The sequence below is a fragment of the Enterobacter sp. Ag1 genome (assembly GCA_000277545.1).
Lineage (GTDB): Bacteria > Pseudomonadota > Gammaproteobacteria > Enterobacterales > Enterobacteriaceae > Cedecea.
Map to the genome: position 1 here is coordinate 103,062 of AKXM01000055.1, position 26,453 is coordinate 129,514.

Annotated in this window: 19 protein-coding genes; 10 read left to right on the top strand and 9 right to left on the bottom strand. The window is 56.6% G+C overall.

All coding sequences use genetic code 11. The annotated features are described in order from the left end of the window. The first annotated feature begins 112 nt into the window (after window positions 1-112). The 6 genes from A936_RS19775 to A936_RS19800 all read left to right on the top strand — a co-directional run bounded on the left by A936_RS19775 (window position 113) and on the right by A936_RS19800 (window position 8,392). Window positions 113-514, top strand: coding sequence for a YgiW/YdeI family stress tolerance OB fold protein (locus A936_RS19775; RefSeq protein ID WP_008460929.1), 402 nt, complete (start codon window positions 113-115; stop codon window positions 512-514). Window positions 515-661: 147 nt separating this feature from the next. Next, window positions 662-2,932, top strand: coding sequence for a DNA topoisomerase IV subunit A (parC, locus tag A936_RS19780; protein WP_008460930.1), 2,271 nt, complete (start codon window positions 662-664; stop codon window positions 2,930-2,932). A 90-nt stretch (window positions 2,933-3,022) separates the two neighbouring features. Next, window positions 3,023-3,778, top strand: coding sequence for a 1-acylglycerol-3-phosphate O-acyltransferase (locus tag A936_RS19785; RefSeq protein WP_008460931.1), 756 nt, complete (start codon window positions 3,023-3,025; stop codon window positions 3,776-3,778). 62 nt (window positions 3,779-3,840) lie between these two features. Beyond that, window positions 3,841-5,253 carry a cell division protein FtsP gene (ftsP, locus tag A936_RS19790; RefSeq protein ID WP_008460932.1) on the top strand — a complete coding sequence of 471 codons (1,413 nt, stop codon included), beginning with the start codon at window positions 3,841-3,843 and terminating at the stop codon, window positions 5,251-5,253. 191 nt (window positions 5,254-5,444) lie between these two features. Next, window positions 5,445-7,613, top strand: coding sequence for a YgiQ family radical SAM protein (locus A936_RS19795; RefSeq protein WP_008460934.1), 2,169 nt, complete (start codon window positions 5,445-5,447; stop codon window positions 7,611-7,613). 116 nt (window positions 7,614-7,729) lie between these two features. Continuing rightward, the gene (locus tag A936_RS19800) at window positions 7,730-8,392 is read left to right on the top strand and encodes an HAD family hydrolase (RefSeq protein WP_008460936.1); all 663 of its coding nucleotides are present in this window, start codon (window positions 7,730-7,732) and stop codon (window positions 8,390-8,392) included. 40 nt (window positions 8,393-8,432) lie between these two features. Here the strand turns inward: A936_RS19800 and phnE (A936_RS19805) are convergent, their stop codons facing one another. The 6 genes from phnE (A936_RS19805) to yqhD all read right to left on the bottom strand — a co-directional run bounded on the left by phnE (A936_RS19805) (window position 8,433) and on the right by yqhD (window position 14,421). Continuing rightward, complete coding sequence (gene phnE, locus A936_RS19805) at window positions 8,433-9,314, bottom strand: phosphonate ABC transporter, permease protein PhnE (protein ID WP_008460938.1); 882 nt, start codon at window positions 9,312-9,314, stop codon at window positions 8,433-8,435. After that, window positions 9,311-10,180: a phosphonate ABC transporter, permease protein PhnE gene (phnE, locus tag A936_RS19810; RefSeq protein WP_034810028.1), complete on the bottom strand. Its 870-nt coding sequence runs from the start codon at window positions 10,178-10,180 to the stop codon at window positions 9,311-9,313. The genes phnE (A936_RS19805) and phnE (A936_RS19810) overlap by 4 nt, the downstream gene beginning before the upstream one ends. A 101-nt stretch (window positions 10,181-10,281) precedes the next feature. Next, complete coding sequence (gene phnD / locus A936_RS19815; protein ID WP_008460942.1) at window positions 10,282-11,223, bottom strand: phosphonate ABC transporter substrate-binding protein; 942 nt, start codon at window positions 11,221-11,223, stop codon at window positions 10,282-10,284. Window positions 11,224-11,258: 35 nt separating this feature from the next. After that, window positions 11,259-12,101: a phosphonate ABC transporter ATP-binding protein gene (gene phnC, locus A936_RS19820; protein WP_008460944.1), complete on the bottom strand. Its 843-nt coding sequence runs from the start codon at window positions 12,099-12,101 to the stop codon at window positions 11,259-11,261. A gap of 225 nt (window positions 12,102-12,326) precedes the next feature. Continuing rightward, entirely contained in the window at window positions 12,327-13,154 is an 828-nt protein-coding gene (dkgA, locus tag A936_RS19825) for a 2,5-didehydrogluconate reductase DkgA (RefSeq protein ID WP_008460946.1), read from the bottom strand. Between the two features lie 103 nt (window positions 13,155-13,257). Then, window positions 13,258-14,421, bottom strand: coding sequence for an alcohol dehydrogenase (gene yqhD / locus A936_RS19830; RefSeq protein WP_008460948.1), 1,164 nt, complete (start codon window positions 14,419-14,421; stop codon window positions 13,258-13,260). Window positions 14,422-14,608: 187 nt separating this feature from the next. Between yqhD and A936_RS19835 the strand changes: the two genes are divergently transcribed. After that, window positions 14,609-15,496, top strand: a complete 888-nt coding sequence (locus A936_RS19835) for an AraC family transcriptional regulator (RefSeq protein ID WP_008460951.1) — start codon at window positions 14,609-14,611, stop codon at window positions 15,494-15,496. A 60-nt stretch (window positions 15,497-15,556) separates the two neighbouring features. Here A936_RS19835 and yghB read toward each other — a convergent pair whose 3' ends face one another. Further along, window positions 15,557-16,216: a DedA family general envelope maintenance protein YghB gene (gene yghB, locus A936_RS19840; RefSeq protein ID WP_008460953.1), complete on the bottom strand. Its 660-nt coding sequence runs from the start codon at window positions 16,214-16,216 to the stop codon at window positions 15,557-15,559. Between the two features lie 176 nt (window positions 16,217-16,392). Continuing rightward, window positions 16,393-17,580: a cystathionine beta-lyase gene (gene metC / locus A936_RS19845; RefSeq protein ID WP_008460955.1), complete on the bottom strand. Its 1,188-nt coding sequence runs from the start codon at window positions 17,578-17,580 to the stop codon at window positions 16,393-16,395. A gap of 256 nt (window positions 17,581-17,836) precedes the next feature. Here metC and exbB point away from each other — a divergent pair, with 256 nt between their 5' ends. Both exbB and exbD read left to right on the top strand, forming a co-directional pair. Continuing rightward, window positions 17,837-18,571: a tol-pal system-associated acyl-CoA thioesterase gene (exbB, locus tag A936_RS19850; protein WP_008460958.1), complete on the top strand. Its 735-nt coding sequence runs from the start codon at window positions 17,837-17,839 to the stop codon at window positions 18,569-18,571. Between the two features lie 6 nt (window positions 18,572-18,577). Next, window positions 18,578-19,003, top strand: a complete 426-nt coding sequence (exbD, locus tag A936_RS19855) for a TonB system transport protein ExbD (protein WP_008460960.1) — start codon at window positions 18,578-18,580, stop codon at window positions 19,001-19,003. A gap of 551 nt (window positions 19,004-19,554) precedes the next feature. Here exbD and A936_RS19860 read toward each other — a convergent pair. Next, a complete protein-coding gene (locus A936_RS19860) occupies window positions 19,555-20,676 on the bottom strand; it encodes a ribosomal protein uL16 3-hydroxylase (RefSeq protein WP_008460962.1) in 1,122 nt (373 codons plus the stop codon). A 288-nt stretch (window positions 20,677-20,964) separates the two neighbouring features. On the opposite strand from A936_RS19860, the gene A936_RS19865 reads away from it, so the two are divergent. Continuing rightward, window positions 20,965-26,451, top strand: a complete 5,487-nt coding sequence (locus tag A936_RS19865; RefSeq protein WP_034810029.1) for an AvrE-family type 3 secretion system effector — start codon at window positions 20,965-20,967, stop codon at window positions 26,449-26,451. Window positions 26,452-26,453 lie beyond the last annotated feature (2 nt).

Below are 26,453 nucleotides of genomic sequence, written 5' to 3' on the forward strand. Positions count from 1 at the left end.
TCGGCAAAGACCGCAAATTTGTAATAAAAAAACACTTCCTGCCGAGGGGTTAAGATCTCGTTAAGGTTTGGGCGCTTTACTAGGGGCTAAGAAACGAAAGGAGAATTACATTATGAAAAAGACAGCCGCTTTATTTGCCATTATCGCTTTAACTTCAGCCCCTCTATTTGCTGCTCAGACCGGCGGGTTTGTTGATCCTAATGCCTCGATACAAACTCAGCCTATACAGCAGGGTGGCTTTGTGGGCCCAACGGGGAGTAAAACCACGGTAAAACAGGCCAAAACGTTATCTGATGACACTTGGGTGACGCTGACCGGTAAAATTGAGCAGCGCATTGGTGGTGATGATTATATTTTCCGCGATGCAACCGACAGTATCAACGTAGACATTGACCATAAGCGTTGGAACGGCCAAACGGTCACTCCTCAGGACACCGTGGAAATTCAGGGTAAAGTGGATAAAGACTGGAACTCGATAGAAATCGACGTAAAGCAAATTAACAAACTGAAGTAACGCTGAAAATGCGGCTTGCCCATATGGGCTGCCGCTTCGTATAAAGCTATTCATCGCTATGACTCAACAGGCCAGATAAGGTACTATCGGCGGCAATTACGCCGATTGTGGCCACAATCGGTTCGTCAGTTTGAGGATGAATGAGCAATGAGTGATTTGACTCATGATGGTGCTGAGCGTCTTGCGCTGCACGAATTCACGGAAAATGCGTATCTCAACTATTCCATGTACGTCATCATGGACCGCGCCCTGCCGTTTATTGGCGACGGGCTCAAGCCGGTTCAGCGTCGAATCGTATATGCGATGTCGGAGCTGGGGCTAAACGCCAGCGCAAAATTCAAAAAGTCAGCCCGTACCGTGGGTGATGTGCTGGGTAAATACCATCCGCACGGCGACAGCGCCTGTTATGAAGCGATGGTGCTGATGGCGCAGCCGTTCTCTTACCGCTATCCGCTGGTGGACGGGCAGGGGAACTGGGGCGCGCCGGACGATCCTAAGTCCTTTGCTGCCATGCGTTATACCGAATCTCGCCTGTCGAAGTACGCGGAGCTGCTGCTCAGTGAGCTCGGGCAGGGAACGGTAGACTACATCCCGAACTTTGACGGAACGCTGCAGGAGCCAAAAATGCTGCCTGCGCGTTTACCGAACATCCTGCTTAACGGGACAACCGGTATCGCCGTGGGCATGGCAACCGACATTCCTCCGCATAACCTGCGTGAAGTCGCCCAGGCCGCCATAACGCTGATTGACCAGCCAAAAACGACGCTGGACAGCCTGCTGGATATCGTCCACGGTCCGGATTATCCGACCGAAGCGGAAATCATCACGCCGCGTGAAGATATTCGCAAAATCTACCAGAACGGGCGCGGCTCCATCCGCATGCGTGCGGTGTGGCGCAAAGAAGATGGCGACGTTGTGATTACTGCGCTGCCTCATCAGGTGTCAGGCGCTCGCGTTCTGGAGCAGATTGCCAGCCAGATGCGTGCGAAAAAGCTGCCAATGGTTGAAGACCTGCGCGACGAGTCGGATCATGAAAACCCGACCCGGCTGGTGATTGTGCCTCGTTCCAATCGCGTGGACGTTGAGCAGGTAATGAACCATCTGTTCGCGACCACCGATTTGGAAAAAAGCTATCGCGTTAACCTGAATATGATTGGCCTGGACGGTCGCCCGGCGGTGAAAAAACTGCTGGAGATCCTCAGCGAATGGCTGGTCTACCGTCGTGACACGGTTCGCCGCCGCCTTAACTATCGTCTGGAAAAAGTCCTTAAGCGCCTGCATATCCTCGAAGGTTTGCTGGTAGCGTTCCTCAATATCGACGAAGTGATTCATATCATTCGTACCGAGGATGAGCCGAAGCCGGTGCTGATGTCTCGTTTTGATATCAGCGAAACGCAGGCCGAAGCTATCCTTGAGCTGAAGCTGCGTCACCTCGCCAAACTGGAAGAGATGAAGATCCGCGGCGAGCAGAACGAGCTGGAAAAAGAACGCGATCAGCTGCAGGGTATTCTCGCTTCAGAGCGCAAAATGAACACGCTGCTGAAAAAAGAGCTGCAGTCGGATGCCGATACCTACGGGGACGACCGTCGCTCTCCGCTGCACGAGCGCGGTGAAGCGAAGGCGATGAGCGAGCATGACATGGTGCCGTCTGAACCGGTGACGATTGTGCTGTCGCAAATGGGCTGGGTGCGCAGCGCCAAAGGCCACGATATTGACGCGCCGGGCCTGAGCTATAAAGCCGGTGACAGCTACCTTGGCTCAGCCAAAGGTAAGAGCAATCAACCGGTGGCGTTCATTGACTCCACCGGGCGAAGCTACGCGCTGGATCCTATCACGCTGCCGTCAGCGCGTGGTCAGGGTGAGCCTCTGACCGGTAAGCTGACGCCACCGCCGGGTGCGACGGTTGACTATGTGCTGATGGCCGCAGACGATCAGAAGCTGCTGATGGCTTCGGACGCAGGCTATGGCTTCGTCTGTACCTTTAACGACGTTGTTTCACGCAACCGCGCAGGTAAAACGCTGATTTCCCTTCCGGATAACGCCCGCGTCCTCCCTCCGCTGGAAATTCACAGCGCAGACGACATGCTGTTGGCGATCACCGCCGCCGGGCGCATGCTGATGTTCCCGGTGAGTGACCTGCCGGAACTGTCGAAAGGCAAGGGCAATAAAATTATCTCTATCCCGGCAGCCGAAGCGGCGAAAGGTGAAGACAAGCTGGCACATCTGTTTATCTTGCCGCCGCAGAGTACGCTGACGCTGCACGTCGGGAAGCGTAAAATTAAGCTGCGCCCTGAAGAGCTGCAGAAAATTACCGGCGAGAGAGGCCGCCGCGGGACGCTGATGCGTGGCCTGCAGCGTATCGACCGCGTGGACGTCGATTCCCCAATGCGGGCTGGAGCTGGAGACAGCGAAGAATAATCCGGGGTACGGCGGCAGCGTTGCCGTCGTCCGGTGTGTTTTACGCTAAAGCCGATATACTTATCAACGGCTTCGGCTCATGAGGTAGTTATGCTAGCGATTGTACGTTTTATTATTGTCGTTATTTACTGCATCCTGGTATGCATCTTTGGTTCAATTTATTGTCTGTTTAGCCCACGTAATCCGCGCCATGTGGCAACTTTTGGGCACCTTTTCGGGCGTCTGGCGCCGGTATTCGGTCTCAAGGTTGAAACCCGCTTACCTGCCGGGGCAGAAAACCATCCCACCGCGATTTACATCGGTAACCATCAAAACAACTACGATATGGTGACGGCCTCGAGTATCGTGCAGCCGCCGACGGTAACGGTTGGTAAAAAAAGCCTGGTGTGGATCCCGTTTTTTGGCCAGCTTTACTGGCTTACGGGCAACCTGTTGATTGACCGGGATAACCGGGCAAAAGCCCACGGTACTATCTCCCAGGTTGTCGAGCAGATTCGCAAACGTAATGTTTCTATCTGGATGTTCCCGGAAGGGACCCGCAGCCGTGGTCGAGGCCTGCTGCCGTTTAAAACCGGGGCGTTTCATGCCGCGATTGCCGCGGGCGTGCCGATTATTCCGGTGTGCGTTTCCAATACCAGTAATAAAATTAAGCTAAACCGTTGGAACAACGGGTTGGTCATCGTCGAAATGCTGCCGCCAATTGATACCAGCGCTTATGGGAAAGATCAGGTCCGTAAGCTGGCCACTGACTGTCGTGAACTGATGATGGCCAAAATCGACGAACTCAATCAAGAAGTTGCCGCGCGTGAAGCCGCCGGCAAAGTTGAAAAGAATCAGGCGAGTTAAATGCCGCCTTTGGCGGTACGGTTTGTATCGCCTTTCGTTATTCAGTTTTACATGGAGCAATTATGTCACTCAGTCGGCGTCAGTTTATTCAGGCATCCGGAGTTGCGCTTTGTGCCGGCTCGGTGCCGCTGAGGGCAAACGCGGCAGGGCAGCAGCAGCCTTTACCTGTTCCCCCTCTGCTTGAATCTCGTCGCGGCCAGCCCTTATTCCTGACGCTGCAGCGCGCTCACTGGTCATTTACCGGCGGCGCGAAGGCACCCGTTTGGGGCTTTAACGGGCGCTATATGGGGCCAACCATTCGCGTCTGGAGCGGGGATGACGTGAAGATGATCTACAGCAACCGTCTGCAGGAAAATGTTGCGATGACGATTGCTGGCCTGCAGGTGCCGGGTCCGCTGATTGGCGGGGCCGCACGTATGATGTCGCCGAACGTAGACTGGGCGCCCGTTTTACCCATTCGCCAGCGAGCCGCTACGCTGTGGTATCACGCCAACACGCCGAATCGCACCGCAAGGCAGGTTTACAACGGCCTCGCGGGGATGTGGTTAATTGAGGATGAAGTCAGCAAATCTCTGCCAATCCCTAACCATTACGGCGTGGATGACTTCCCGATTATCATCCAGGACAAGCGACTCGACAACTTCGGTGCGCCAGAGTATCAGGAGCCCGGTAGCGGCGGTTTTGTTGGCGATACGCTGCTGGTGAACGGGGTGCAAAGCCCGTACGTGGAAGTGTCCCGTGGTTGGGTGCGCCTGCGTTTGTTGAACGCCTCAAACTCGCGTCGCTACCAGCTGCAAATGAGCGATGGTCGCTCCATCGCGGTGATTTCCAGCGATCAGGGGTTTCTGCCGGCACCCGTTTCGGTCAAGCAGCTGTCGCTGGCGCCGGGAGAGCGGCGAGAAATTCTTATCGACATGACCGAAGGCAAAGAGGTCTCGATTACCGCCGGTGAAGCGGCGGGGATCATGGATCGCATTCGTGGTTTCTTTGAGCCGTCGAGCATTTTGATTTCCACGCTGGTGTTAACGCTGCGTCCTACCGGGCTGCTGCCGCTGGTGACCGACACGCTGCCAATGCGCCTTCTGCCGGAAGAGATTATCGGCGGTAACCCAACGCGCAGCCGTGAAATCACTCTCGGTGACGATCCGGGCATTAACGGCCAGCTGTGGGATATGAAGCGGATTGATATTCAGACTCAGCAGGGCACCTGGGAACGCTGGACGGTGCGCGCTGATACGCCGCAGTCTTTCCACATTGAGGGCGTCAGTTTCCTGGTGCGCAACGTCAACGGGGCTTCGCCGTTCGGGGAAGATCGCGGCTGGAAGGATACCGTGTGGATAGACGGGCAGGTTGAGCTGCTGGTCTACTTTGGGCAGCCTTCCTGGGAGCATTTCCCGTTCCTCTATTCCAGCCAGACGCTGGAGCTTGCCGATCGCGGCTCTATCGGTCAGCTATTGGTTCAGCCCACACCCTAGTTTTTACCCTCACCCTAACCCTCTCCCTACAAGGGAGAAGGGATAGCATGGGACTCTACGCAGAGTCTTTTTCCCCTCGCCCCTTTGGGGAGAGGGCCGTAAAACACCGAATAACCCTTCAAAGATTACTGCTAATAGGCGTATAATCGCCGCCCTTTTGTTCATTTCTACATCATCTCTTCGGAAATATTATGAGCGTCAAAAGCCTGATCCAGCCGGAACGCGAACTCTTTTCATGGCCTCAATACTGGGCCGCCTGTTTTGGTCCGGCACCGTTTTTACCCATGTCTCGCGCGGAGATGGACGAACTCGGCTGGGACAGCTGCGACATCATTCTGGTCACCGGCGATGCCTACGTGGATCACCCCAGCTTTGGGATGGCCATCTGTGGCCGTATGTTAGAGGCGCAGGGTTTCCGTGTCGGTATCATTGCTCAGCCGGACTGGTATTCTAAACAGGACTTTATGCGCCTCGGCAAGCCGAACCTGTTCTTTGGCGTGACCGCCGGGAACATGGATTCGATGATTAACCGCTACACGGCGGACCGCAAGCTGCGCCACGACGATGCCTACACGCCGGATAACGTGGCAGGCAAGCGCCCCGATCGTGCTTCTCTGGTTTACACCCAGCGCTGCAAAGAAGCGTGGCGTGATGTGCCGGTGATCCTCGGCGGCATCGAGGCCAGCCTGCGCCGTACCGCGCATTATGATTACTGGTCTGATACCGTGCGCCGCTCGATTTTGGTTGATGCCAAAGCCGATATGCTGATCTTCGGCAATGGTGAACGTCCGCTGGTGGAAGTGGCGCATCGTCTGGCTAACGGAGAAGGGATCGCTGACATTTGCGACGTGCGTAATACCGCCATCATGCGCAAAGAAGCGATGCCCGGCTGGGCTGGCGTCGATTCCACCCGGCTTGATACGCCAGGAAAAATCGACCCCATTCCGCATCCTTACGGGGACGATCTCCCCTGTGCCGACGGCAATAAACCGAAGGACAAGAAGGCGGATGAAACCAAAGCTGTAACCGTGCAGCCCCCGCGACCAAAGCCGTGGGAAAAGACCTATGTTCTGCTGCCGTCCTTTGAGAAGGTGAAGGCCGATAAGGTGATGTATGCCCACGCTTCGCGGATCCTGCATCATGAAACTAACCCCGGTTGTGCCCGAGCGCTGATGCAAAAGCACGGCGATCGCTATATCTGGATCAACCCTCCGGCAATCCCGCTTTCTACCGAAGAGATGGATAGCGTGTTCGCGCTCCCTTACCAGCGTGTGCCTCATCCTTCCTACGGCAAGGCCCGCATTCCGGCCTATGAGATGATCCGCTTCTCGGTGAACATTATGCGCGGCTGCTTCGGCGGCTGCTCTTTCTGCTCCATCACCGAGCATGAAGGCCGCATTATTCAGAGCCGATCCGAAGATTCCATCATCAGCGAAATCGAAGCGATGCGCGACAGCGTGCCGGGTTTTACCGGCGTAGTGTCCGATCTCGGTGGCCCAACGGCCAATATGTATATGCTGCGCTGTAAGTCGCCGCGCGCGGAGCAAACCTGCCGTCGCCTGTCGTGCGTTTACCCGGAAATTTGCCAGCATATGGACACCAACCATCAGCCGACCATCGATCTCTACCGCCGTGCCCGCGATCTGCAGGGCGTGAAGAAGATCTTGATTGCCTCCGGCGTGCGTTACGATCTGGCGGTTGCCGATCCGCGTTACATCAAAGAGCTGGCCACTTACCACGTGGGCGGTTATCTCAAAATTGCCCCGGAGCATACCGAAGAAGGGCCGTTGTCGAAGATGATGAAGCCGGGGATGGGCAGCTATCATCGCTTTAAAGAGCTGTTCGATACCTATTCGAAGCAGGCTGGCAAAGAGCAGTATCTGATCCCATACTTTATCTCCGCGCACCCTGGGACGCGTGATGAGGACATGGTGAACCTGGCGCTGTGGCTGAAGCAGCACCGGTTCCGCCTCGATCAGGTTCAGAACTTCTATCCGTCGCCGCTGGCTAACTCAACCACCATGTATTACACGGGCAAAAATCCGCTGAGTAAGGTGAACTACAAAAGCGAGGATATCGTCGTGCCTCGCGGTGACCGCCAGCGCCGCCTTCATAAAGCTCTGCTGCGCTATCACGACCCGGCTAACTGGACGCTGATCCGTGAGGCGCTGGAGGCGATGGGGAAAAAGCACCTGATTGGCGGCAGACGTGAATGCCTGGTGCCTGCCCCGACCCTGGAAGAGATGCGTGAGGCCCGCAGGCATGCTCGTCACGCCCGCCCGGCGCTGACGAAACATACCCCGCTTGCGCACCAGCGCCGTCCGGCAGCAGCAGGAAAGAGGAAGCCGCATGTGAAGTAACGCGTGCTTTCATGCCGCTGTCATTTTTTTCTGCGACAAAGAGAAGTGGGAATCCCTGCCCGTCGGGTCTGGTGCTAAGCTGCCCGGCGGCCTCTTTGCTGAAATGAGAAATGAACATGTCTAACCCGCTGTACGTTTTTGACCTCGACCACACCCTGATTGACGCCGATTGCAGCACTCTCTGGAGCCGCTTTCTTTCTCGCGAAGGGCTGATCAAAGACCCTGATTATCTGGCCAAAGAGCACAAGCTGATGCTCGACTACCAGCGTGGCGAAATGAACATTCACGAATACGTTGGCGTCACGCTGGCCCCGCTGGCCGGCATGACAGTTGCCGATGTCGATACGCTGGTGGCTCGCTGCGTAGAAAATGATGTACTGCCGCTGGTTTACCCGGAGGCGAAGCGCCTGATTGAGCAATTACACGCTCAGGGCCAGCAGATGATGATCATCTCTGCGTCGGTCAGCCTGCTGGTGAAGGCCATTGCGCCGCGGCTGGGCATTGAACACGCCATCGGTATCGACCTGGTGACCGGCAATAACGCCTACACCAGCGTGATAAGCGGTGTGCCGAGCTATCAGACAGGTAAAATTACCCGTCTGAAGGAGTGGCTGACGGTGAACCCCGAATACAGCGGAGAACTGACGTTTTATACCGACTCTATTAACGACCTACCGCTCTGCCTTGAGGCCGACAAAGTGCTGATGGTAAATCCTTGCCAGAAGCTTGCGGCGCAGGGCGCTCGCTACGGCTGGCAAACGCTGAGTTGGTCTTTATAGCGGAACCGGGGCATGGCGAAAACCGTGCCCCGTTTAGGCGTTATTGCGGAGAATACAGCGGCACCGGCTTCCCGGTGATATAGCGGCGGCGCAGCCAGGCAGAAATAGCATCCATCGCCATTACCACGCAGACCAGAATCAGGGTGATAAACATCACCACGTCCCAGTTCCACAGCCGCATGTTCTCGGCATAAACCAGGCCGACACCGCCCGCGCCGACAAAACCCAGCACCGCCGCTGAACGGGTGTTGGACTCAATCTGATACAGGCTGAGGGAGAGAAACGCTGGGAACGACTGGGTGAAGATCCCGAAGCGGTGCTTCTGAATGCCCGCCGCGCCCACGGCGGTTAATCCCCGGCTCGGAGAGCGTTCTACCGCTTCGTGCCCCTCGGCATACAGCCTGCCCAGTAAGCCGGTATCCTGCATGATAATTGCCAGTACGCCAGCCAGCGGGCCAAGCCCCACGGCGCGCACAAATATTAGCCCCCAGATTGCCATATCCACGCCGCGCAGCAGGTCGAACAGGCGGCGAACCAGCAGCGCAATGACCCTTGCCACCGGGCCCTGCATGATATTGCGGGCGGCAAAGAACGACAGCAGCAGCGCCAGCACAGTGGCGGTTAGCGTCCCGGCAAAGACAATGGCGAGCGTAATAGCGATTTGCGAGAAGTAATAGGCGAACGGCCAGTTAACAAAGTCATGCCAGACAAACATGCGCAGGAAATAGCGCCCGAGCTGAGCGATGCCGGTCAGGATTTGCCCGGAGTCGATGCCGAAAGTGAAGAAAAACCAGACGTAGTAGCCTAGGATGGCGGCGGCCAGCAGGCCGATGTGACGCAGATATCGTCCCTGCATCCGGTAAAGTTCGCGGTGCTGCTCGCGGCTTTTAGCGATATCCGGTGTTGCCTGTGAAATGCTCATTTTTTCCCCTCCAGAACCCAGCGGCGCAGCCTGCCGGACAGGACATCGAGGATGGAAACCACCACGATAATCAGCAGCAGCGTGATGCTGACCTGGTCGTAGCGGTCGAGTTTAATGTTGGTCATCAGCTCCTGGCCGATCCCGCCCGCGCCAACGAGGCCGAGAATGGTGGAGGAACGGAAGTTAATTTCAAAGCGCATAAAGCTGTAGGACAGGAAGATCGGTTTCACCTGCGGCCACAGAGCGAAGCGCACGCGCTGAAGTGGCGTGGCACCGCAGGCCACCAGGCCGCGCACAGGTTTGTCGGACGCGCTTTCGATGGCTTCGTAAAACAGCTTGGTCAGGCTGCCAATGGTGTGCAGGGCCAGCGCCAGAAACCCCGGAATAGCGCCAATACCAAAGGCCATCACGAACATCACCGCCCATGCCAGCTCCGGCATCGTTCTCAGGAAGGCAACTGAAGCACGAACGCCGAAGCGCACGGCGGGCGGTGTCCAGGTATTACCGGCGGCCAAAAATGCCAGCACAGCGGCAATGCAGGTCGAAATCAGCGTCGACGCCAGTGCCAGCTGCAGCGTTTCCCAAATCAGCGGCAGCTGAATCGGCAGGCGGTATCCCCAGTAGGCCAGCGAGCCTTTGGTGTGGACGTCGGCCAGCAGAACCGGGAGGTGCAGCGTCGGCAGGGTTTCGAACATGTAGTCGAGGAAGTTTGGCAGCGATTGCCAGATGGTGGTCAGGCTGAACTCTGCGATATGACCGGCGGTAAGATACAGGCCTACCAGCAGCAGGGACCAAATCAGGGTGTCGCGCTTCTGGCGCATTCTGACCTGGTGATAGTAACGCTCAAATTCCGTATTCAACATCATCACTTATTATCCGGTTTGTTTCCGGTGACGGGTTGCCCCGTCCTGATAAAAAAGCACCCAGGCAGGCTGCCGGGGTGCGATTTTTATGCGGTGGGCGTCAATTAGCGAGCGCTAACCAGCTCACGCTTCATGTCGATAATCTGCTGGAAGTCAGCCACTGACGCCGGGCCGATGTGCTGGGTGCCGCCCATCGCCTTCACAAAGCAGCCGTGATCTTCTTTATCCAGTTTTTTCACCGCATCCACCACTTTGGCCTTGAAGTCAGCTGGCAGCTTGTTGCTGACCAGGATCGGGCCGTTCGGGATCAGTGGTGAGGTCCAGATGATGCGGATCTGCTTCATCAGGTCAGGGTGATCCATACGGATCAGGCGGTTAAACGCCCCGGCGGTGTAGCCGTCGTTATAGTCGCCAACCATGGAAGCCCAGGTCACCGCGCCAGCAAACTGGCCGTTCAGCACGCCCAGGATGTCCTGTTCGTGGCCGCCGGAGAAGGTGACGCTGGAGAAGAAGTTGTTGTATTTGTTGTCCGCGGTGCCGCCGAGTTTCTGTTTGAACTCGTGGTTCGGGATCAGATAGCCAGAGGTGGAGTCCGGATCCGCGAAGCCGAAGGATTTGCCTTTCAGATCTTCGATGGTTTTGTACGGACTGTCGGCTTTCACGATCACTACGGAGTGGTAGCCGCGGGACTGATCTTTATCGTCAACCGCGATGCCGACGATATCCACCGCTTTCGGGTCGTTCATGTACACCGAAGCGTAGGAAGAAGGAGACATGCTCAGCACCAGGTCGACTTTACCGCCGATCAGGCCCTGAATAACGCCAGAGTAGTCAGAAGAGTTACGCAGTTTAGTGTCGACATTCAGTTCTTTATCCATGAACTGCTTCACACACTGGTTATCACCAATTTGCTGGGTCGCATTCTGCCCGCCGAGGATCCCGAGGTTCAGTTCGCGCGGCTGGTCAGCAGCCATAGCGTGGCCTGCAATCACAAGGCCAGTAATCACTGCGGATAAACGTAATGCGCCAGTCAGTTGCTTTTTCATTATCATTGCCTGTGTTGTATCAATTGGAGAGAGAATTAATGCACTTGATTGATTTCATCGCCGTACAAGAGATGCAGCACGTCGTCCGTTAACATCGACGGATGACCGTCAAACACGATATTTCCTTTTGCAACCCCGATAACGCGGGTGCAGTACTCTTTCACCAGCTCGATGGAATGCAGGTTCACCATCACGCTGATGCCTTGCTCACACACTTCACGCAGCACTTTCATGATGCGTTGGGTATTTTTCGGGTCGAGTGAAGCCACCGGCTCATCGGCCAGCAGAATGCTTGGGTTTTGCATCAGCGCGCGGCAAATAGCGACGCGCTGCATCTGGCCGCCGGAAAGGTTCTCGGCGCGCTGCAGGGCGTGGGGCAGCATGTTCATCCACTCCAGAAGCGAAATAGCGCGGGCGCGGTCTGCTTCAGGGAAAACCTTAAACAGGGATTTCAGCGTGGAGGTCTGGCTCAGGCGACCCAGCAGGACGTTAGTCAGCACGTCCAGTCTTGGCACCAGGCAGAAGTCCTGGAAGATCATGCCGCATTCGGTGCGCCACTGGTTCAGAGCGCGACCGCTGAGTTTAGACACATCGTGCGGCATCCCGACTTCCGGAAAGCTGAGGATCTCGCCCGACGTGGCAGAATGCGTACCGTTAAGAATATGCAGCAGCGTAGATTTACCTGCGCCTGAACGGCCAATCACGCCCACCAGTTCACCGGCATGCAGGTCGAAGTTAATGTCGTGCAGCACGGTCTGGTGTGCGTTATAGGCCTTACTCAGACTCTTAACGCTCAGGACTTTACGCCCCGCCGCGGGCGCAAACTGCGGCAGTGACTCCAGGTCAGAGTTGGTAACTACGGCAAGGGATCTGTTCATAACCATTCCAAATGAGTTAGCGAAGCTGGCCCTATTTATCGTGGTGTTGTGTGACTTTTTGATTACGGCTAAAAGAACAAATAATGAACGCCGTGAAAATTCACGCGACGATCAAACAGATGTGTTACACGTAGAAAGCGCTGGGGCAGGGGGTGTTCGGGAAATAAAAAACCACCCTGCGGGTGAAGGCAAAGGTGGTTTTGGGGACGAAAAGAGAAGCCGGATTTAGCCGACAAACACGTCCGGGTCTGGCCCAAGGCGTTTGCCGCTGTCGAGCTTCGCAATTTCAGCCAGTTCTTCTTTGTCCAGGCGGAAGTCGAACACGTCAAAGTTTTCAGCAATACGGGCAGGCGTGACCGATTTAGGGATAACCACCAGCCCGCTATCGAGGTGCCAGCGAATCACCACCTGAGCCGGGGTTTTGCCGTATTTGTCCGCTAAATCACGAATGATTTTCTGATCAAACACGCCTTCACCGCCCTGGGCCAGCGGGCTCCAGGACTCGGTCTGGATTTTGTGGGTCGCGTTCCAGGCGTGGAGCTGGCGCTGTTGCAGCAGAGGGTGCAGCTCAATCTGGTTGATCACCGGGCTAACGCCGGTTTCGTCGATCAGCCGCTGGAGGTGATTAAGATTGAAGTTACACACCCCAATACTCTTCGCCAGTCCCTCTTTTTGCAGCTCAATCAGCCCTTTCCAGGCTTCGAGATAATGATCTTTACTCGGCACCGGCCAGTGCAGCAGGTAGAGATCGACATAATCAAGCTGCAGTTTTTCAAGGCTGTCTTCCAGCGCCTGGCGGGGCCGCTGCTGGTCGCTGTTCCAGAGTTTGGTGGTAATAAACAGATCGTCACGCGCAATGCCTGCGCTTTTCAGCGCGGCACCTACGCCGTCCTCGTTTTTGTAGGCGGCGGCGGTATCAATCGAGCGGTATCCCACTTCCAGGGCTTTCTCAATGGCCGTTCTGACCTGGTCGTTGCTGGCCTGCCAGACACCGAGCCCAAGCTGCGGCATTACGTTGCCATCCTGGAGCTTGATTAAGGTTGGATGAGTCATGCGTACCTCCTTAATAGTGCGAAAAACACCGGGCAAGCCCGGTGTAAGTTTTGTATTAAGTCTAGTCGAAACTCAGGCGATCAAATCGCTAACCTGGATTCTCTTAGCGCGCGGCTTCGTAAATGCGGCGGCTAACGTCCAGCGTAATGTCCTGATGTTCGCCCAGCTTAGTCATGCCTTTTTCTTCCAGTTTCACCAGCAGAGCAGGGATGGAGCTGCCGTCCAGGCCGTAGGCGGACAGGCGAGTCGCGGTGCCCATTTTCTCGAAGAAATTGCGGGTTGCTTCGATGGCCGCATCAATACGCTCTTCTTCGCTGCCGGAGGTGATGTTCCAGACGCGTTCTGCGTATTGCAGCAGTTTGGCGTGCTTCTCGTTACGCTTTTCATTCATCAGCGAAGGCAGAACCACCGCCAGCGTTTGAGCGTGATCCAGGCCGTGCATCGCGGTCAGTTCGTGGCCCAGCATGTGGGTCGCCCAGTCCTGCGGCACGCCAGCCCCGATCAGGCCGTTCAGCGCCATTGTTGCAGCCCACATCACGTTCGCACGCACGTCATAGTTTTCAGGATCTTTCAGCGCTTTCGGGCCGTCTTCGATCAGCGTCAGCAGAATGCCTTCCGCAAAACGATCCTGCACTTTGGCGTTGACCGGGTAGGTCAGGTACTGCTCGATGGTGTGAACAAAGGCATCCACCACGCCGTTAGCAACCTGTTTAGGCGGCAGGGTGTAGGTGTAAACCGGATCCAGAACCGCAAAGACAGGCTGTACGAAGTCAGACATGAACGCCTGTTTGTCGCCGGTAGAGCGGCGGGAAACCACTGCGCCTTTGTTAGATTCGGAGCCGGTGGCCGGCAGCGTCAGCACGGAACCCATTGGGAACGCGCTTTTCACGTCGCTACCGCGGGTCAGCAGAATGTTCCACGGATCGATATCCTGCGGATAGTGCGCCGCAGCGGCGATAAATTTAGTGCCGTCGAGCACGGAGCCACCGCCGACTGCCAGCAGGAAAGTCACGTTTTCTTTACGCGCAATCTCTACGGCTTTCATCAGCGTTTCGTAAGACGGGTTAGGTTCGATGCCGCCAAACTCCAGCACGTCGAGGCCTTTCAGCGCGTCTTTAACCTGGTCCAGTACGCCAGTTTTAATCACGCTGCCGCCGCCGTAGGTAATCAGTACGCGAGCGTCGGCTGGGATCTGGTCACGCAGTTCTGCCAGGGAGCCTTTACCAAACAGGATGCGGGTTGGGGTATGAAGATTGAAGTTATTCATGATGGGTTTCCCGTTCGTTAGATGAGTCACATTGCTAAATCTGATGGTGCCTATTGTGGTCCGCCACGCTGCCTCTCTCAATGCATATTCCTGCCTTTATCTTGCCTGTTTCTCCAAATGACTGGAGAAATCGCAGAATCCATCGCACACTGTAAGCCGGATAAAAAGCGCCGTGGAGACGTAAGAAATGAACCGCCAGGCTATCTGCCAGCAGCTGACGGATAAAATCAATCAGCTGATTTTAAAAGAAAAGAGTGATGTATTTTTTGATGGCGTACGGCTGATGTACGGCACCAAACCGATGGCGCGTACCCCGGTCATGTACGAGCCGGGCATTGTTTTTCTCTTTTCGGGTCATAAAACAGGTTATCTTAATGACCGCGTATTCCGCTATGACGCCAATGAATACCTGCTGCTGACGGTGCCTTTACCCTTCGAGTGCGAAACTTTTGCGACGGCAGACGTACCACTCGCCGGGATGCGTGTGAAAGTGGATATCCAGCAACTGCAGGATTTGCTGATGGACATCGGAGAAGACGATCTCTTCCGTCCGCAGTCCTGTACCGACGGGATAAATTCTGCCGAACTGTCGGAAGAAATTCTTTGCGCTGCAGAGCGATTGCTGGATGTATTAGAGAGGCCTCTCGATGCCCGAGTCCTGGGCAAGCAGATTATCCGTGAGATCCTTTATCACGTTTTGACGGGCCCAAGCGGCGGGGCGCTACTGGCGCTGGTAAGCCGCCAGACGCATTTTAGCCTGATCAGCCGCGTGCTGCGCCGGATTGAAAACCAGTACACCGAAAACTTGTCGGTGGACCAGCTGGCAGCCGAGGCTAACATGAGCGTTTCTGCGTTTCATCACAACTTCAAGTCGGTGACCAGCACGTCGCCGCTGCAATACCTGAAAACTTACCGTCTGCATAAGGCAAGAATGTTAATGCTGCATGACGGTATGAAGGCAAGCGCGGCGGCTATCCGCGTGGGCTACGAGAGCGCGTCTCAGTTTAGCCGGGAGTTTAAACGCTATTTTGGCGTGACGCCGGGGGAAGATATGGCGCGGATGCGGGTTATTTAATGAGGCAAAAGCGAAGAGCGAATAAGTCGGGCTTATCCGCTCTTTCTTCATCAAGCAGGGTTACGCGGCGCTAACCTTTTTTTTCAGCACCACAAACACCGTGCCGACCAGGCCCACAATCAGCAGAGCAACCGGCAAAATCATCAGGAAGGTCATCACCTGATCTTCATGGCGCTTAACAAAGGGGATCATGCTGAGCGCGTAGCCCAGGCTAATCACAACGCCGACCCACAGCAGGCCGCTTAGCCAGTTAAAGAACTGAAAACGGCGGTTGCTGAGGCCGGAAATCCCCGCCATGGTAGGCAGCAGAGTACGAACAAAGGCCAGGAAGCGGCCCGCGAGCAGCGCCAGTAAACCGTGGCGGTCAAACATTTGCGTGGCGCGCTGGTGGTACTGGGTTGGCAGCTGTTTCAGCCAGCCTTTAACCGTGCGGGTATTGCCGAGCCAGCGCCCTTGTAAATAGCTAAGCCAGCAGCCCAAACTGGCTGCGATGGTTAAAATCACTAGCGTCGGTACAAAGCCCATCACGCCTTTGGCGATCAGCGCTCCCGCGAGCAGCAACAGGCTATCGCCCGGCAAAAATGAAGCAGGAAGTAGCCCATTTTCCAGGAACAGCGTCGCAAACATAACGCAATAGACAATGCCAATCACATGGGGGTCGGCCAGCGCGGCAAAATCGTGATGCCAAAGCGCCTCGACAATATTTTGTATAACAGCCATAGGTATTCCTGTGGAACCGCTTATTGAGTTCGCCCCGAGTATTACACCCGCAACTTAGGCTCACCTTAATTTCTACACATTGTACTGCTAAAATCTTCTCGACACCTTGATCCCAGGCTCAACAAAATCCCGATAATGGCAAAAAACTGTTCCACGATTACCGATAAACGGATTTTTTAGGCAATACGCTGGAAACCCGCTTCCAGATCCGCCATTAGATCGTCCACGTTTTCCAGGCCAATATGAAGGCGAACCAGGGTGCCGCTAAAGTCGACGCCGCCTGCCGGGCGGAGCTCCGCCAGCTCATCGGGCTGATTAGCGAGAATAAGCGATTCATAGCCGCCCCAGGAATAGGCCATGCTGAAATACTCGAAATGATTGAGGTACTGTTCATACTCTTCATCACTCAGCCGCTTTTTCAGCACAAATGAGAACAGCCCGCTGCTGCCCGTAAAGTCACGTTTCCAGTATTCATGCCCTTTGCTGCCGGGCAGCGCTGGATGATTCACGCGCTCAACCTGCGGATGCTGTGCCAGCCATTCGGCGACTTTTAAGCTGCTTTCTTGATGCTGACGCAGGCGAACACCCAGGGTCCGAATACCGCGGCTGGTCATATACGCGGTGTCTGCATCCAGCATTTGCCCCATCAGATAGGCATTCTCGCGCAGCTGATCCCAGCATCGGGCATTGGATACCGCGGTGCCAACCATCGCATCCGAATGGCCAATTAAATATTTGGTTCCCGCCTGAATGGAGATGTCGATGCCGAACTCCAGCGCTTTAAACAGCACGCCAGCCGCCCAGGTATTGTCGATCATGATGATAGCGTCGGGGGCAACGCGCCTTACCGCTGCGACAATCGCCGGAATATCGTGGACTTCCATCGTAATAGAACCGGGGGATTCCAGAAAAACGACTTTGGTATTCGGCTGAATCAGGCTGGCAATATCGGCACCAATCTCCGGCGCGAACCAGCCAGTGCTAACCCCAAGCTTTGAGAGAATTTTGGTACAGAAATCCTGCGTTGGTTCATAGGCCGTTTCGGTCACCAGAACGTGATCGCCCTGTTCAACAAAGGCCAGAATTGTATTAGCCACCGCGGCGGCGCCGCAGGGAAAGAGGGCACAGCCCGCGCCGCCCTCAAGTTCACACATCGCTTCCTGCAACGAGAAATGGGTCAGCGTGCCGCGACGGCCATAGAACAGCTCGCCCTTAGCGCGGTTAGCGGTGGCCTGCTTTTTGGCCTCAACGCTTTCAAAGACGAGGGAGGAGGCGCGCTGAATCACGCTGTTAACCGAACCCTGAGTAAACTTCTTGCTGCGCCCGGCGTTGACCAGCGCCGTTTCGATGTGTTTTTCCGCCATTTCCGCTTCCCCGTCTAACCATCTGGATGTCTGGACGTAAATTAACACAGAATGGGCAAAGGGCATCATGGCGTTTTCTCAGGTTGGCGAAAAAAGTCATCATTTCGCCATGTGGGCGCTTTTCCTGCGTAAGCGCAAGGAATGCTTCAACAATTTCCGGCAGTCTGCAAATACTAATGAGAACGACTATCAATTCGATAGTTTTTTGATATATTAGTCTCAGTTTTGACATTTATTTCTCGCTGGAGCGTAAGACGTGACGAGTAATCTGATGCAGACGGATCTGTCCGTTTGGGGCATGTATCAACATGCTGACATCGTAGTGAAGATCGTGATGATTGGCCTGATTCTGGCCTCTGTTGTCACCTGGGCCATCTTTTTCAGTAAGAGCGTGGAGCTGATCACCCAGAAACGTCGCCTCAAGCGAGAGCAGCAGCAGCTGGCTAACGTGCGCTCCCTGAACGAAGCGAGCAGCGCGGCAGAAGCCTTTGGCAGTAAAAGCCTGAGCACGCTGTTAATCAACGAAGCCCAGAACGAACTGGAACTTTCAGCCGGCGTGGAAGATAACGAAGGCATTAAAGATCGTACCGGCTTCCGCCTTGAGCGCCGCGTGGCCGCCGTTGGGCGTCACATGGGGCGCGGTAACGGCTTCCTGGCCACCATCGGTGCGATTTCACCGTTCGTCGGCCTGTTCGGTACCGTTTGGGGCATCATGAACAGCTTCATCGGTATCGCTCAATCCCAGACCACTAACCTGGCGGTCGTTGCCCCGGGCATCGCAGAAGCGCTGCTGGCGACGGCAATCGGCCTGGTTGCTGCCATCCCGGCGGTGGTTATCTATAACATCTTCGCGCGTATGATCGGCAGCTACAAAGCCAGCCTCAGCGACGTTGCCGCGCAGGTTCTGCTGCTGCAAAGCCGCGATCTGGACCTGGATGGTACCGCTCAGCCGCGTCCGGTGCGTAATACCCAGCAACTGCGAGTAGGTTAATGCCCCATGGCAATGCGTCTGAACGAAAACCTCGATGACAATGGTGAAATGCACGAAATCAACGTTACGCCGTTTATCGACGTGATGTTGGTGCTGCTGATCATCTTCATGGTGGCGGCGCCGCTGGCAACGGTGGACGTGAAGGTTAACCTTCCGGCCTCCAGCAGTGAACCACAGCCACGCCCTGAGAAGCCGGTTTATCTGTCGGTAAAAGCCGATCATTCGATGTTTATCGGTAATGACCCGGTAACCAAAGAGTCGATGGTCAATGCGCTGATTGCCGCAACCGAAGGGAAAAAAGACACCACCATTTTCTTCCGCGCGGACAAAACGGTGGACTACGAAACGCTGATGGACGTGATGGATACGCTGCACCAGGCAGGGTATTTGAAGATTGGCCTGGTCGGCCAGGAAGTCACGAAAGCGAAGTAAGTGGGGATGACCCTCATCACGGCCCTCTTCCTCTTGGGAGAGGGTGAAAACAACTCAAGTTTATTCTCTCCGTAGTTGTTACGTTCACCCGTAAATCTGTTTCCCCTGCGCGTTCAGAGCACGGTGAACGTGTCCGGGGGATAACGCCATCCCCCGAACAGCCCCGGCGCCCGGCGAGCTCATCGCCGCTGAAGCGGTAAACCCACCGGCTATCACCCAAACATTCGGGGTCGTTCGCGATTCGTTCCCGACGATCGCTCTCTTTCGCTGCTCCCGGCTGCTCAACCCCGCCTGAGTTGGGTCATAACCGGAGGCTGAGAGCGTCGGGAACGCATCTCAGCCGACCCAGGACTGGGAGATAAAATGGAGGTTTGCCGCTCACGCGGTCGATTTATTTGGCCGGGAGTCCGGGTTCTTAGGGGAGTGACGGTGACTCCCCTAAGACGTTCACCGGTGCGGGGGCTGCATATAAAACAGGACTCAAAGTGAACGGAATATTAGCCAGTCTTTCATAACGCCTATTTATGACTAAGAGACAGCTCTGGACCGGCTTAATCCTCGAAGTACCAGTACCCCTGGTTAATCAGCGCCGTCAGCTGGCGGATAAATTCGTCATCCTCCACGGCGGCACCCAGCTCCGTTTTGGTCAGCCGGGTATAGCGGCACATTGACACGGCGGCGGCCTGATGGCTAACGTCCAGCGGTTCACTGTTGACGAAGAAACCCTCGCCAACCTGCAATACCCGCAGCCCGCTCAGGCGAATCAGCTCTTCTCCGCCAGCCAGCGCTGCGGCCACTTCTTCAGGCTCGTAGGGCGGCTCTGCAGATGCAATATCCAGCTCGTGCCGCGGCGTGGTCACAAAGCTGCCGAACCACTGGTTGAACGCTTCCGGCTGGCTAATCAACGCCGTCATCATGTCGCGCAGGCGTTCCAGCTCGTAGTTTTCTACTTTGCCAGGGTTTACGCGGCAGGTGAGATCCGGGTCGCTGTAGTGATCGCCGCCGAGGTCATTTTCCAGCACGTAATCGGCAAAGCTGCTGATTAAGTCGCGGCTGTTTGGCCCGCGGAAGCCAACCGAATAGTTCAGCGCCGTTTCATGGGTAAAGCCGTCGTGCGGGAAGCCAGGCGGAATGTAGAGGATATCGCCGGGGGCTAAATCTTCATCGATGATCGGCGTGAACGGCTCAACGTGCAGCAGCGCTGGGTGCGGGCAAAACTGCTTCAGCGGCAGCTTATCGCCCACGCGCCAGCGGCGGCTGCCCATCCCCTGGATAATAAACACGTCATAGTTGTCGATATGCGGGCCAACGCCGCCGCCCGGTACGGAAAACGAAATCATCAAATCATCCAGCCGCCAGTCCGGCAACACGCGGAAAGGGCGCACCAGCGCGGCGGCGGGTTCGTGCCAGTGATTAACGGCCTGGGCCAGCAGCGACCAGCCGGTCTCGCCGAGATTATCAAAGTGTTCAAAGGGGCCATTGCTGGCGTGCCATTTTCCCTCTTTAAAACTGACCAGCCTGCTGTCGACTTCATTTTCCATTGCAAGGCCGGCAAGTTCGTCGGGCGTTATAGGGTCGACAAAATTAGGCAGTGCGTTTTTGAGCACCACCGGCTTTTTCTGCCAGTACGTTTCCATAAACGCTGGCCAGTTGAAATTAAGTTGATAATCCACGGTTATTTACCCCTGTGCGGAAGGAGGCCGATTATAGAGAGCGGCGTCCGCCGCCGACCTTGTCATGGGTCAATCTGCCGCTACATTCCCGCTTTTTCTCCGGCCAGAAAACGCCGGGGCTATCGGTTTTTTCTGATTTTATTTTAACGTTCAACCGGGCTGCTGCCCTTGCTGTGGCTGGTTTTTTCTGGTTTTACACAGAGTTAAAGAAAATTTAGCCTGGAACCGGAACTGAATTCTTACCACTGACTAAGCGGAGAACGTGTTTGACTGTTAAGGGGTAACAGCATGGGATTAGGAATATCGGCTTTTATCAAGCCAGGGCGAGCCATTAGCGACCGTGAAATTACCGATTTACAGCAGGGGCGGTCACGCGCCTCAGCGATAAAACAAAGCAAAGCGCCGCCCACGCAAATCGCGTCGGGGTCACTGCACGCCGAGGCCGGAGCTACGCTGCCCCCCGGTGGACTAAGGCAGAGTGCGGCAAATACGCAGACGCCGCAAAAAGGAATGTTCAGCCGTTTTTTAGGACGGCATCGCAACGGACAAGATGCCGCGCAAATTACGATTCCCGCCACGGCAAGCGCTTCTCGCGCCAGCAGCCCAAGTCTCTATAGCCAGGCCAGCGCTTCTCGTGCCACTAGCCCAAGCCTTTACAGCCAGCCCAGTGCCAGTTCCGCCAGCGTTTATAGTCAGCCGGATGTGTCCGACCCGAACGCAATCCCCAGTAATGAAGTCGGAACGCCTGGCAGCCACTTTGCCGAGCTGCCGCTGGAGATTGAGCCTGAAAAAAACATGCTGCTGGAAACCCGGCTATCGCTCGATAAAAAAGGGCGGCTGGAGATCGATACGCCCGCAACCTCTGCGCCTCTACATGCCCTGATGGAAAAAACCATCGGCCATGACCGCCTGCGTTATCAAAATCACCTGGCCAGCGACGACGGCCATCAGCATGTTTTGCTGGATAAAGAAGGGCGGTTGATGACGCTGCGCAGCCAGCCCGGCGTGTTTATTGCCCTCAGCCACAGTCAGCAAAAAGTGGAGTGGCGGGAAGTACATCCTCCCCATCGGGGATTTATGCGCCGCCAAAGCCTGGCGCCCGCCGGGCAGCATCTTTCCTGGCACGACCGCCAGACCGTCGAGATTGGCGGTGAGAAAGTGCGTCTGCCGGAAACGGGCATCCGCGACCGCCTGACGGACAGCGTTACCGACGGCGACGGCACGCGTTACCGCCTGCACGACAAAAAACTCTTTAGCTTTGACAGCGCCGCCAACGCCTGGCAATCGCTCTCCGGCGAGGACGATAAACTCTCCTCCCTGTCGCGCCAGAGTGACGGCATGCTGTGGCGAGTGAACGACGACAAACAGCTTGGCAGCGCCGTGGGTGACACGATCAAGGTCAATTTTGAGCACAAAATCGATCACTATGCGGTAGGCCCGAAGCGCGATGCTCTGGTGCTGCTGAGCGACGACGAGAAGAAGCCGCAGGTGGCCTATGTGGCCAACCTGGCGGCAACCGATCCTCAGCCTAAAATGCTGACGCTGCCCGAGAACATGACGCTGAAGAAAACGGCGCTGCACGGCCCGCTGCTGTTTGCGCTGGACAACAATGGCCGGCTGCACTGCGGCGACAAACCTGATGCACAAAGCACGGCGCTGACCTTTGGAGAAGCCCGGCACAAGCCGCTGCTGGATAACATCACGCAATACGTGGCCGCGACCGTTGAAGATGGCGCGCGAATCGAAGATATGCTGGCCGATGAAACCGATCGCCTGCACCTTATCGTGAAGGATAAGTACGACCAGAAGCACGCCATTACCTTCCACTGGCACGGCGGCGACCTCAAGCCGCAGAGCAGCTGGAACCTCAGCGACAGCCTGGTGCTCGACTACCAAAAAGGGCTGCCGCAGGTCACGCCTGCCGCCCATGATGTGGTGGATCTCGGGCGGCTCGGCAAGCTGGCTTTGCACGACGGCAAAGTGCACTACTTCAACGAAACCACCGGCCTGTGGGCCGCTTCCGACGAAAAAGCGGACAAGCTGCAGTGCGGCCTGGACGGCCAGCCGTGGCTGATGAAAGACGGCGAGCTGAAGCGCCTCAAGGTCAACCTGAGCAGTAACAAAGTTGACCACGGCAGCAACGTCTTTGCGCTGCCGCAGGTGACCAAAAGCGTAAGCGCCGATCTGGCCACGGCCGGGTTGGACAAAGCCGAGAAAGCGCAGGCATTCACGGCGATCGACAGCCGCCGCTATCTGGCGGTGAACGAAAAAGGCGATATCGGCTTCCACCACATAGACACCACCACTCGCCGCAATCAGCGTGCTACCCAGACGCTCAGTCAGGCGGCTCTGCAGCAGCAAATTGAGAAGCTGGTACTCGGCAGCGCGGGGAAAGAGGATGCGGCAAAAGTCAGCGATCTCGCCCTCGGTGAAGACAAGCAGCTTTGGCTGTTAAGCAAAGAGGGGAGCCTGTTCAGCCTGCCGGAAAACGGCTGGAACAGCGGCAAAGCCGACGGGTTAGCGAAAGTCACTCTGCCGGCAAACGAGGACGGCAGCCAGCCTGAACTCACCGCGCTGCAAACCTCGGCTAAGGGGCAAGTCAGCGCCCTCGACAAGCAGGGCAATACGTTTGTCTTCAAAGCCGGAGCCTGGGAAAAAGGCGACCCGGCGACCGCGCCGGTGGCGGAACCCAACATGGCTCGCCAGCACTACGAGCGCCTGACGAAAGCGTCAAAAGACTGGCGCCTGCCGGGTACCGGGATCACCTTCAAACGCGAGGTAAACTTCCTCGGCCAGACCGGGCAGGACGGCAAGCAGGTTCGGACCTCGTTCCGCACTCGTCTCAGCACGTTTGTCTTCCGTCCGTCGCTGGAATGGCCGCGCCCGATAAAAACCGCCGCCTATTCTATTCAGCACCGCTACGCCGGGCGTGAAGGGTTGAAAGACGTCTACCAGCAGCAGGGGGATTTGACCCAGCGGCTGAAGGCGCTCTCGCAGCAGCCGGGCAGAGCGGCTCCGCGCCCAGGCTTAAGCCAGCGTCTCGAAATCATGAGCGGGGAAACGGCGCGCCAGTGGCAGCCGCAGGAAAAGGCGCTGCTGGAAGAAATGAGCAGCTTTGCACGCCAGCTTTCCGACAGCAGCACGCATTACTGCGAGCAAATCGGCCAGCACTATGGCGTGCGTGACGAACGCCGCCAGGAGGCCACGCCTTCTCGTTTTGGGCTGAACCATAGCCAAAGCGGGGCGCTGAACCCGTCGAGCAGCCGCCAGGATAACCTGACCGGGCAACTGAACGAATTGCTGCGGCGCTATCCGGCCGATAAAAGCAACCACGCCGGGGCGATTATTGCCGAGCTGGAAGCGCGGAAAATAACCCTTAACCACCAGAAAGAACAGGTCCCGATGGGGCGCCAGCGCGATATCCATGACGATATCGGGCTGGTGAAATCCAGGGTAATGCTGGACGTGCTGGCGCTGAAATCCCTGCATGATTCGGTGGATGAGCTGCAGCAGGCCTCGCTGCTGGGCGAACCTCAGCGTTCAGCCAAAATGACGGAAATTGCCGCCAACGTGGCCCGGCTAAGGGACAGCGAATGGGGCGGGAACGTGATTAAAACGGTCACCACTCAGGGCTTCGGCAACCACAAGTCGCTGGAGGCCAACTATGACGCCATCAAGGCAATGACCAAGGCGTTCAGCAAAGAAAACCACGGCGTTAACATCAATACCAAAACCGTGATGCAGGCGGAAAACCAGCGCGAAATGCAGGACAAAATGGTCTCCACCGTGCTCTCGCTGGAGAGCGGCGAAAACCTGGCGTTCAGCCGCACCTATGGGGCGTCTGCCACCGCCACGGTGGCGCCGGGCACTCAGGTTGTGGCGGGCGTTGGCGGCAAAGTGGGTGCAGATCGTGGCTACACCATGAGCTTTTCACGCGGCGATACGGGAATTAACGTCAGCTTCGGGCGCACCGGTGCCGTGTCGGCAACCGGCATCGTGGGCGTCGGCTACAACGTGCTGACCGACTACAACAAAACCCACAAAGTCTATCTCGACGGCGACCATAAGCACCCGCTGTCGCAGGGCGTTCGCCTGGGCGGCGGCGTCACGCTGGGCGGGCAGCTTCAGTCCCAGCACGGTGTCTCGTTTGAACTGGCGGAGCACGAAATCCCCGGTTTTATCGAACAGCTGAGCAGCGGCACGCTGGATCCGCTGGAGTTTTTGAACCGGGGTGCCAACCACAGCGTGAAAAGTGGCGCAACCCAGAGCTTCAGCGTGGACATCAACGCCGCCGCGCTGGCGAGCGTTGGCTTCCCGTTTACCGACAGCCACGAGAAAGATTTCCCGACCAGCGCCCGCCTCGGCGGCGGCGTCTATGCCAACACTAATCTGCTGGCGGGCAGCCGCGAACGAACGGACTCACGCAACGCCGAAGGGCAGGGCGTCAGCCACAGCGACCACCGCCTGAGGGCATTTAACCAGATGAGCGCCGGGGCTAACATCGCCATTCCGGTCAGCACCACCCTTCAGCCGAAGCACAAAGATCCCTTCTCGGTGGGCGTCGGCGTCGGGGCCAGCGTGCAGCTGTCAATCAACAACCGGACGACGCACAGCCTCACCGTAGACTTAAAAAATGCCCAACCGGTGGAGGGCGTTCACCTGGAAAAACTGATGACCACGCTGGGCAAGCAGTTTACCGACAGCGCCTCCACGCAGCTGCTGGCCAAACTGAAAGAGGAGCCGAAAGAAGGGGAACTGCCGATCTCCGTGGCCGATAAGCTCAGCCAGCTGGATGCCCATTTTACACGCTGGTATCCGCCTGCCGATAACGCGAAGGCGCGCCGTCCGCTGCTCGACACGCTGCAGCAGCTGACCGCCCGGCAGCAGCAGGCCGACTCTCTTTCCGTGCAGAATACGCAGCCCGAACCGACCAATGCCGAGGTGGATGCGCTTATCACCGGGCTACGCGGCGAGTTTACCGACCTCGCCAGCCGCCAACTTCTGGATGAACTCACGCCGGCGGAAGGGGCTCCACGCCTGCCGATGTCAGCCGGAGAGCGGCTGGGCAAGCTGGAAACCCACTTTGCCCGCTTTATTCCGCCGTCGCGGCACCACGAGCTGACGGGCAACGGCCCGCAGGCGGCGCTACAGTCGCTGCAGCAAACCGTGCGCCAGCAAAATGCGGTGCTCAACCAGCAGCAGCTGGTGAACAAGGCGGAATACCAGTCCACCTATAAGAACCTTTCGCGCATCGACAACAACGGCTTGTTCCACTTTATGCGCCACTTTATGGAAGGTGAGTTTTCGCCGAGTAACGCCGACCGCATTACCCAGATGATGGGCGAGGATTACCGGCTGAAAGCGCTCCTGCGCGGGCTGCAGGATAACAGCAGTTCCCAGGCGGTGGTCTCCCTTGAGCTGAAAACCAAGCCGCGTGAAAAGCTGGCCGACCAGTGGGCAAACCATACGGTCACCCAGGACTCGATTGTCGATCTGTTAAAAGATCGCGACAAACTGCGACTGAAATCTATCGCGTTTACCAAAACGCAGAGCAAATCCGATGGGTTCTCGACGCCGTCATTTTTACTCGGCGGCTCTAACGGCGTGTCGCTGTCGATGAACGAAAATCTGGGCACCATCAACTTTAGCTACGGCGATGACGACAGCGCGCCGCTCAGCTACACCGTGGACGGTGGCGTGGCCCAGGCAGAAAAAGAAGTGAAATCGGCGCTGCAAGACGCCGCCGAGGCGGGATTTATGGTGAAAGGAGGATAAGG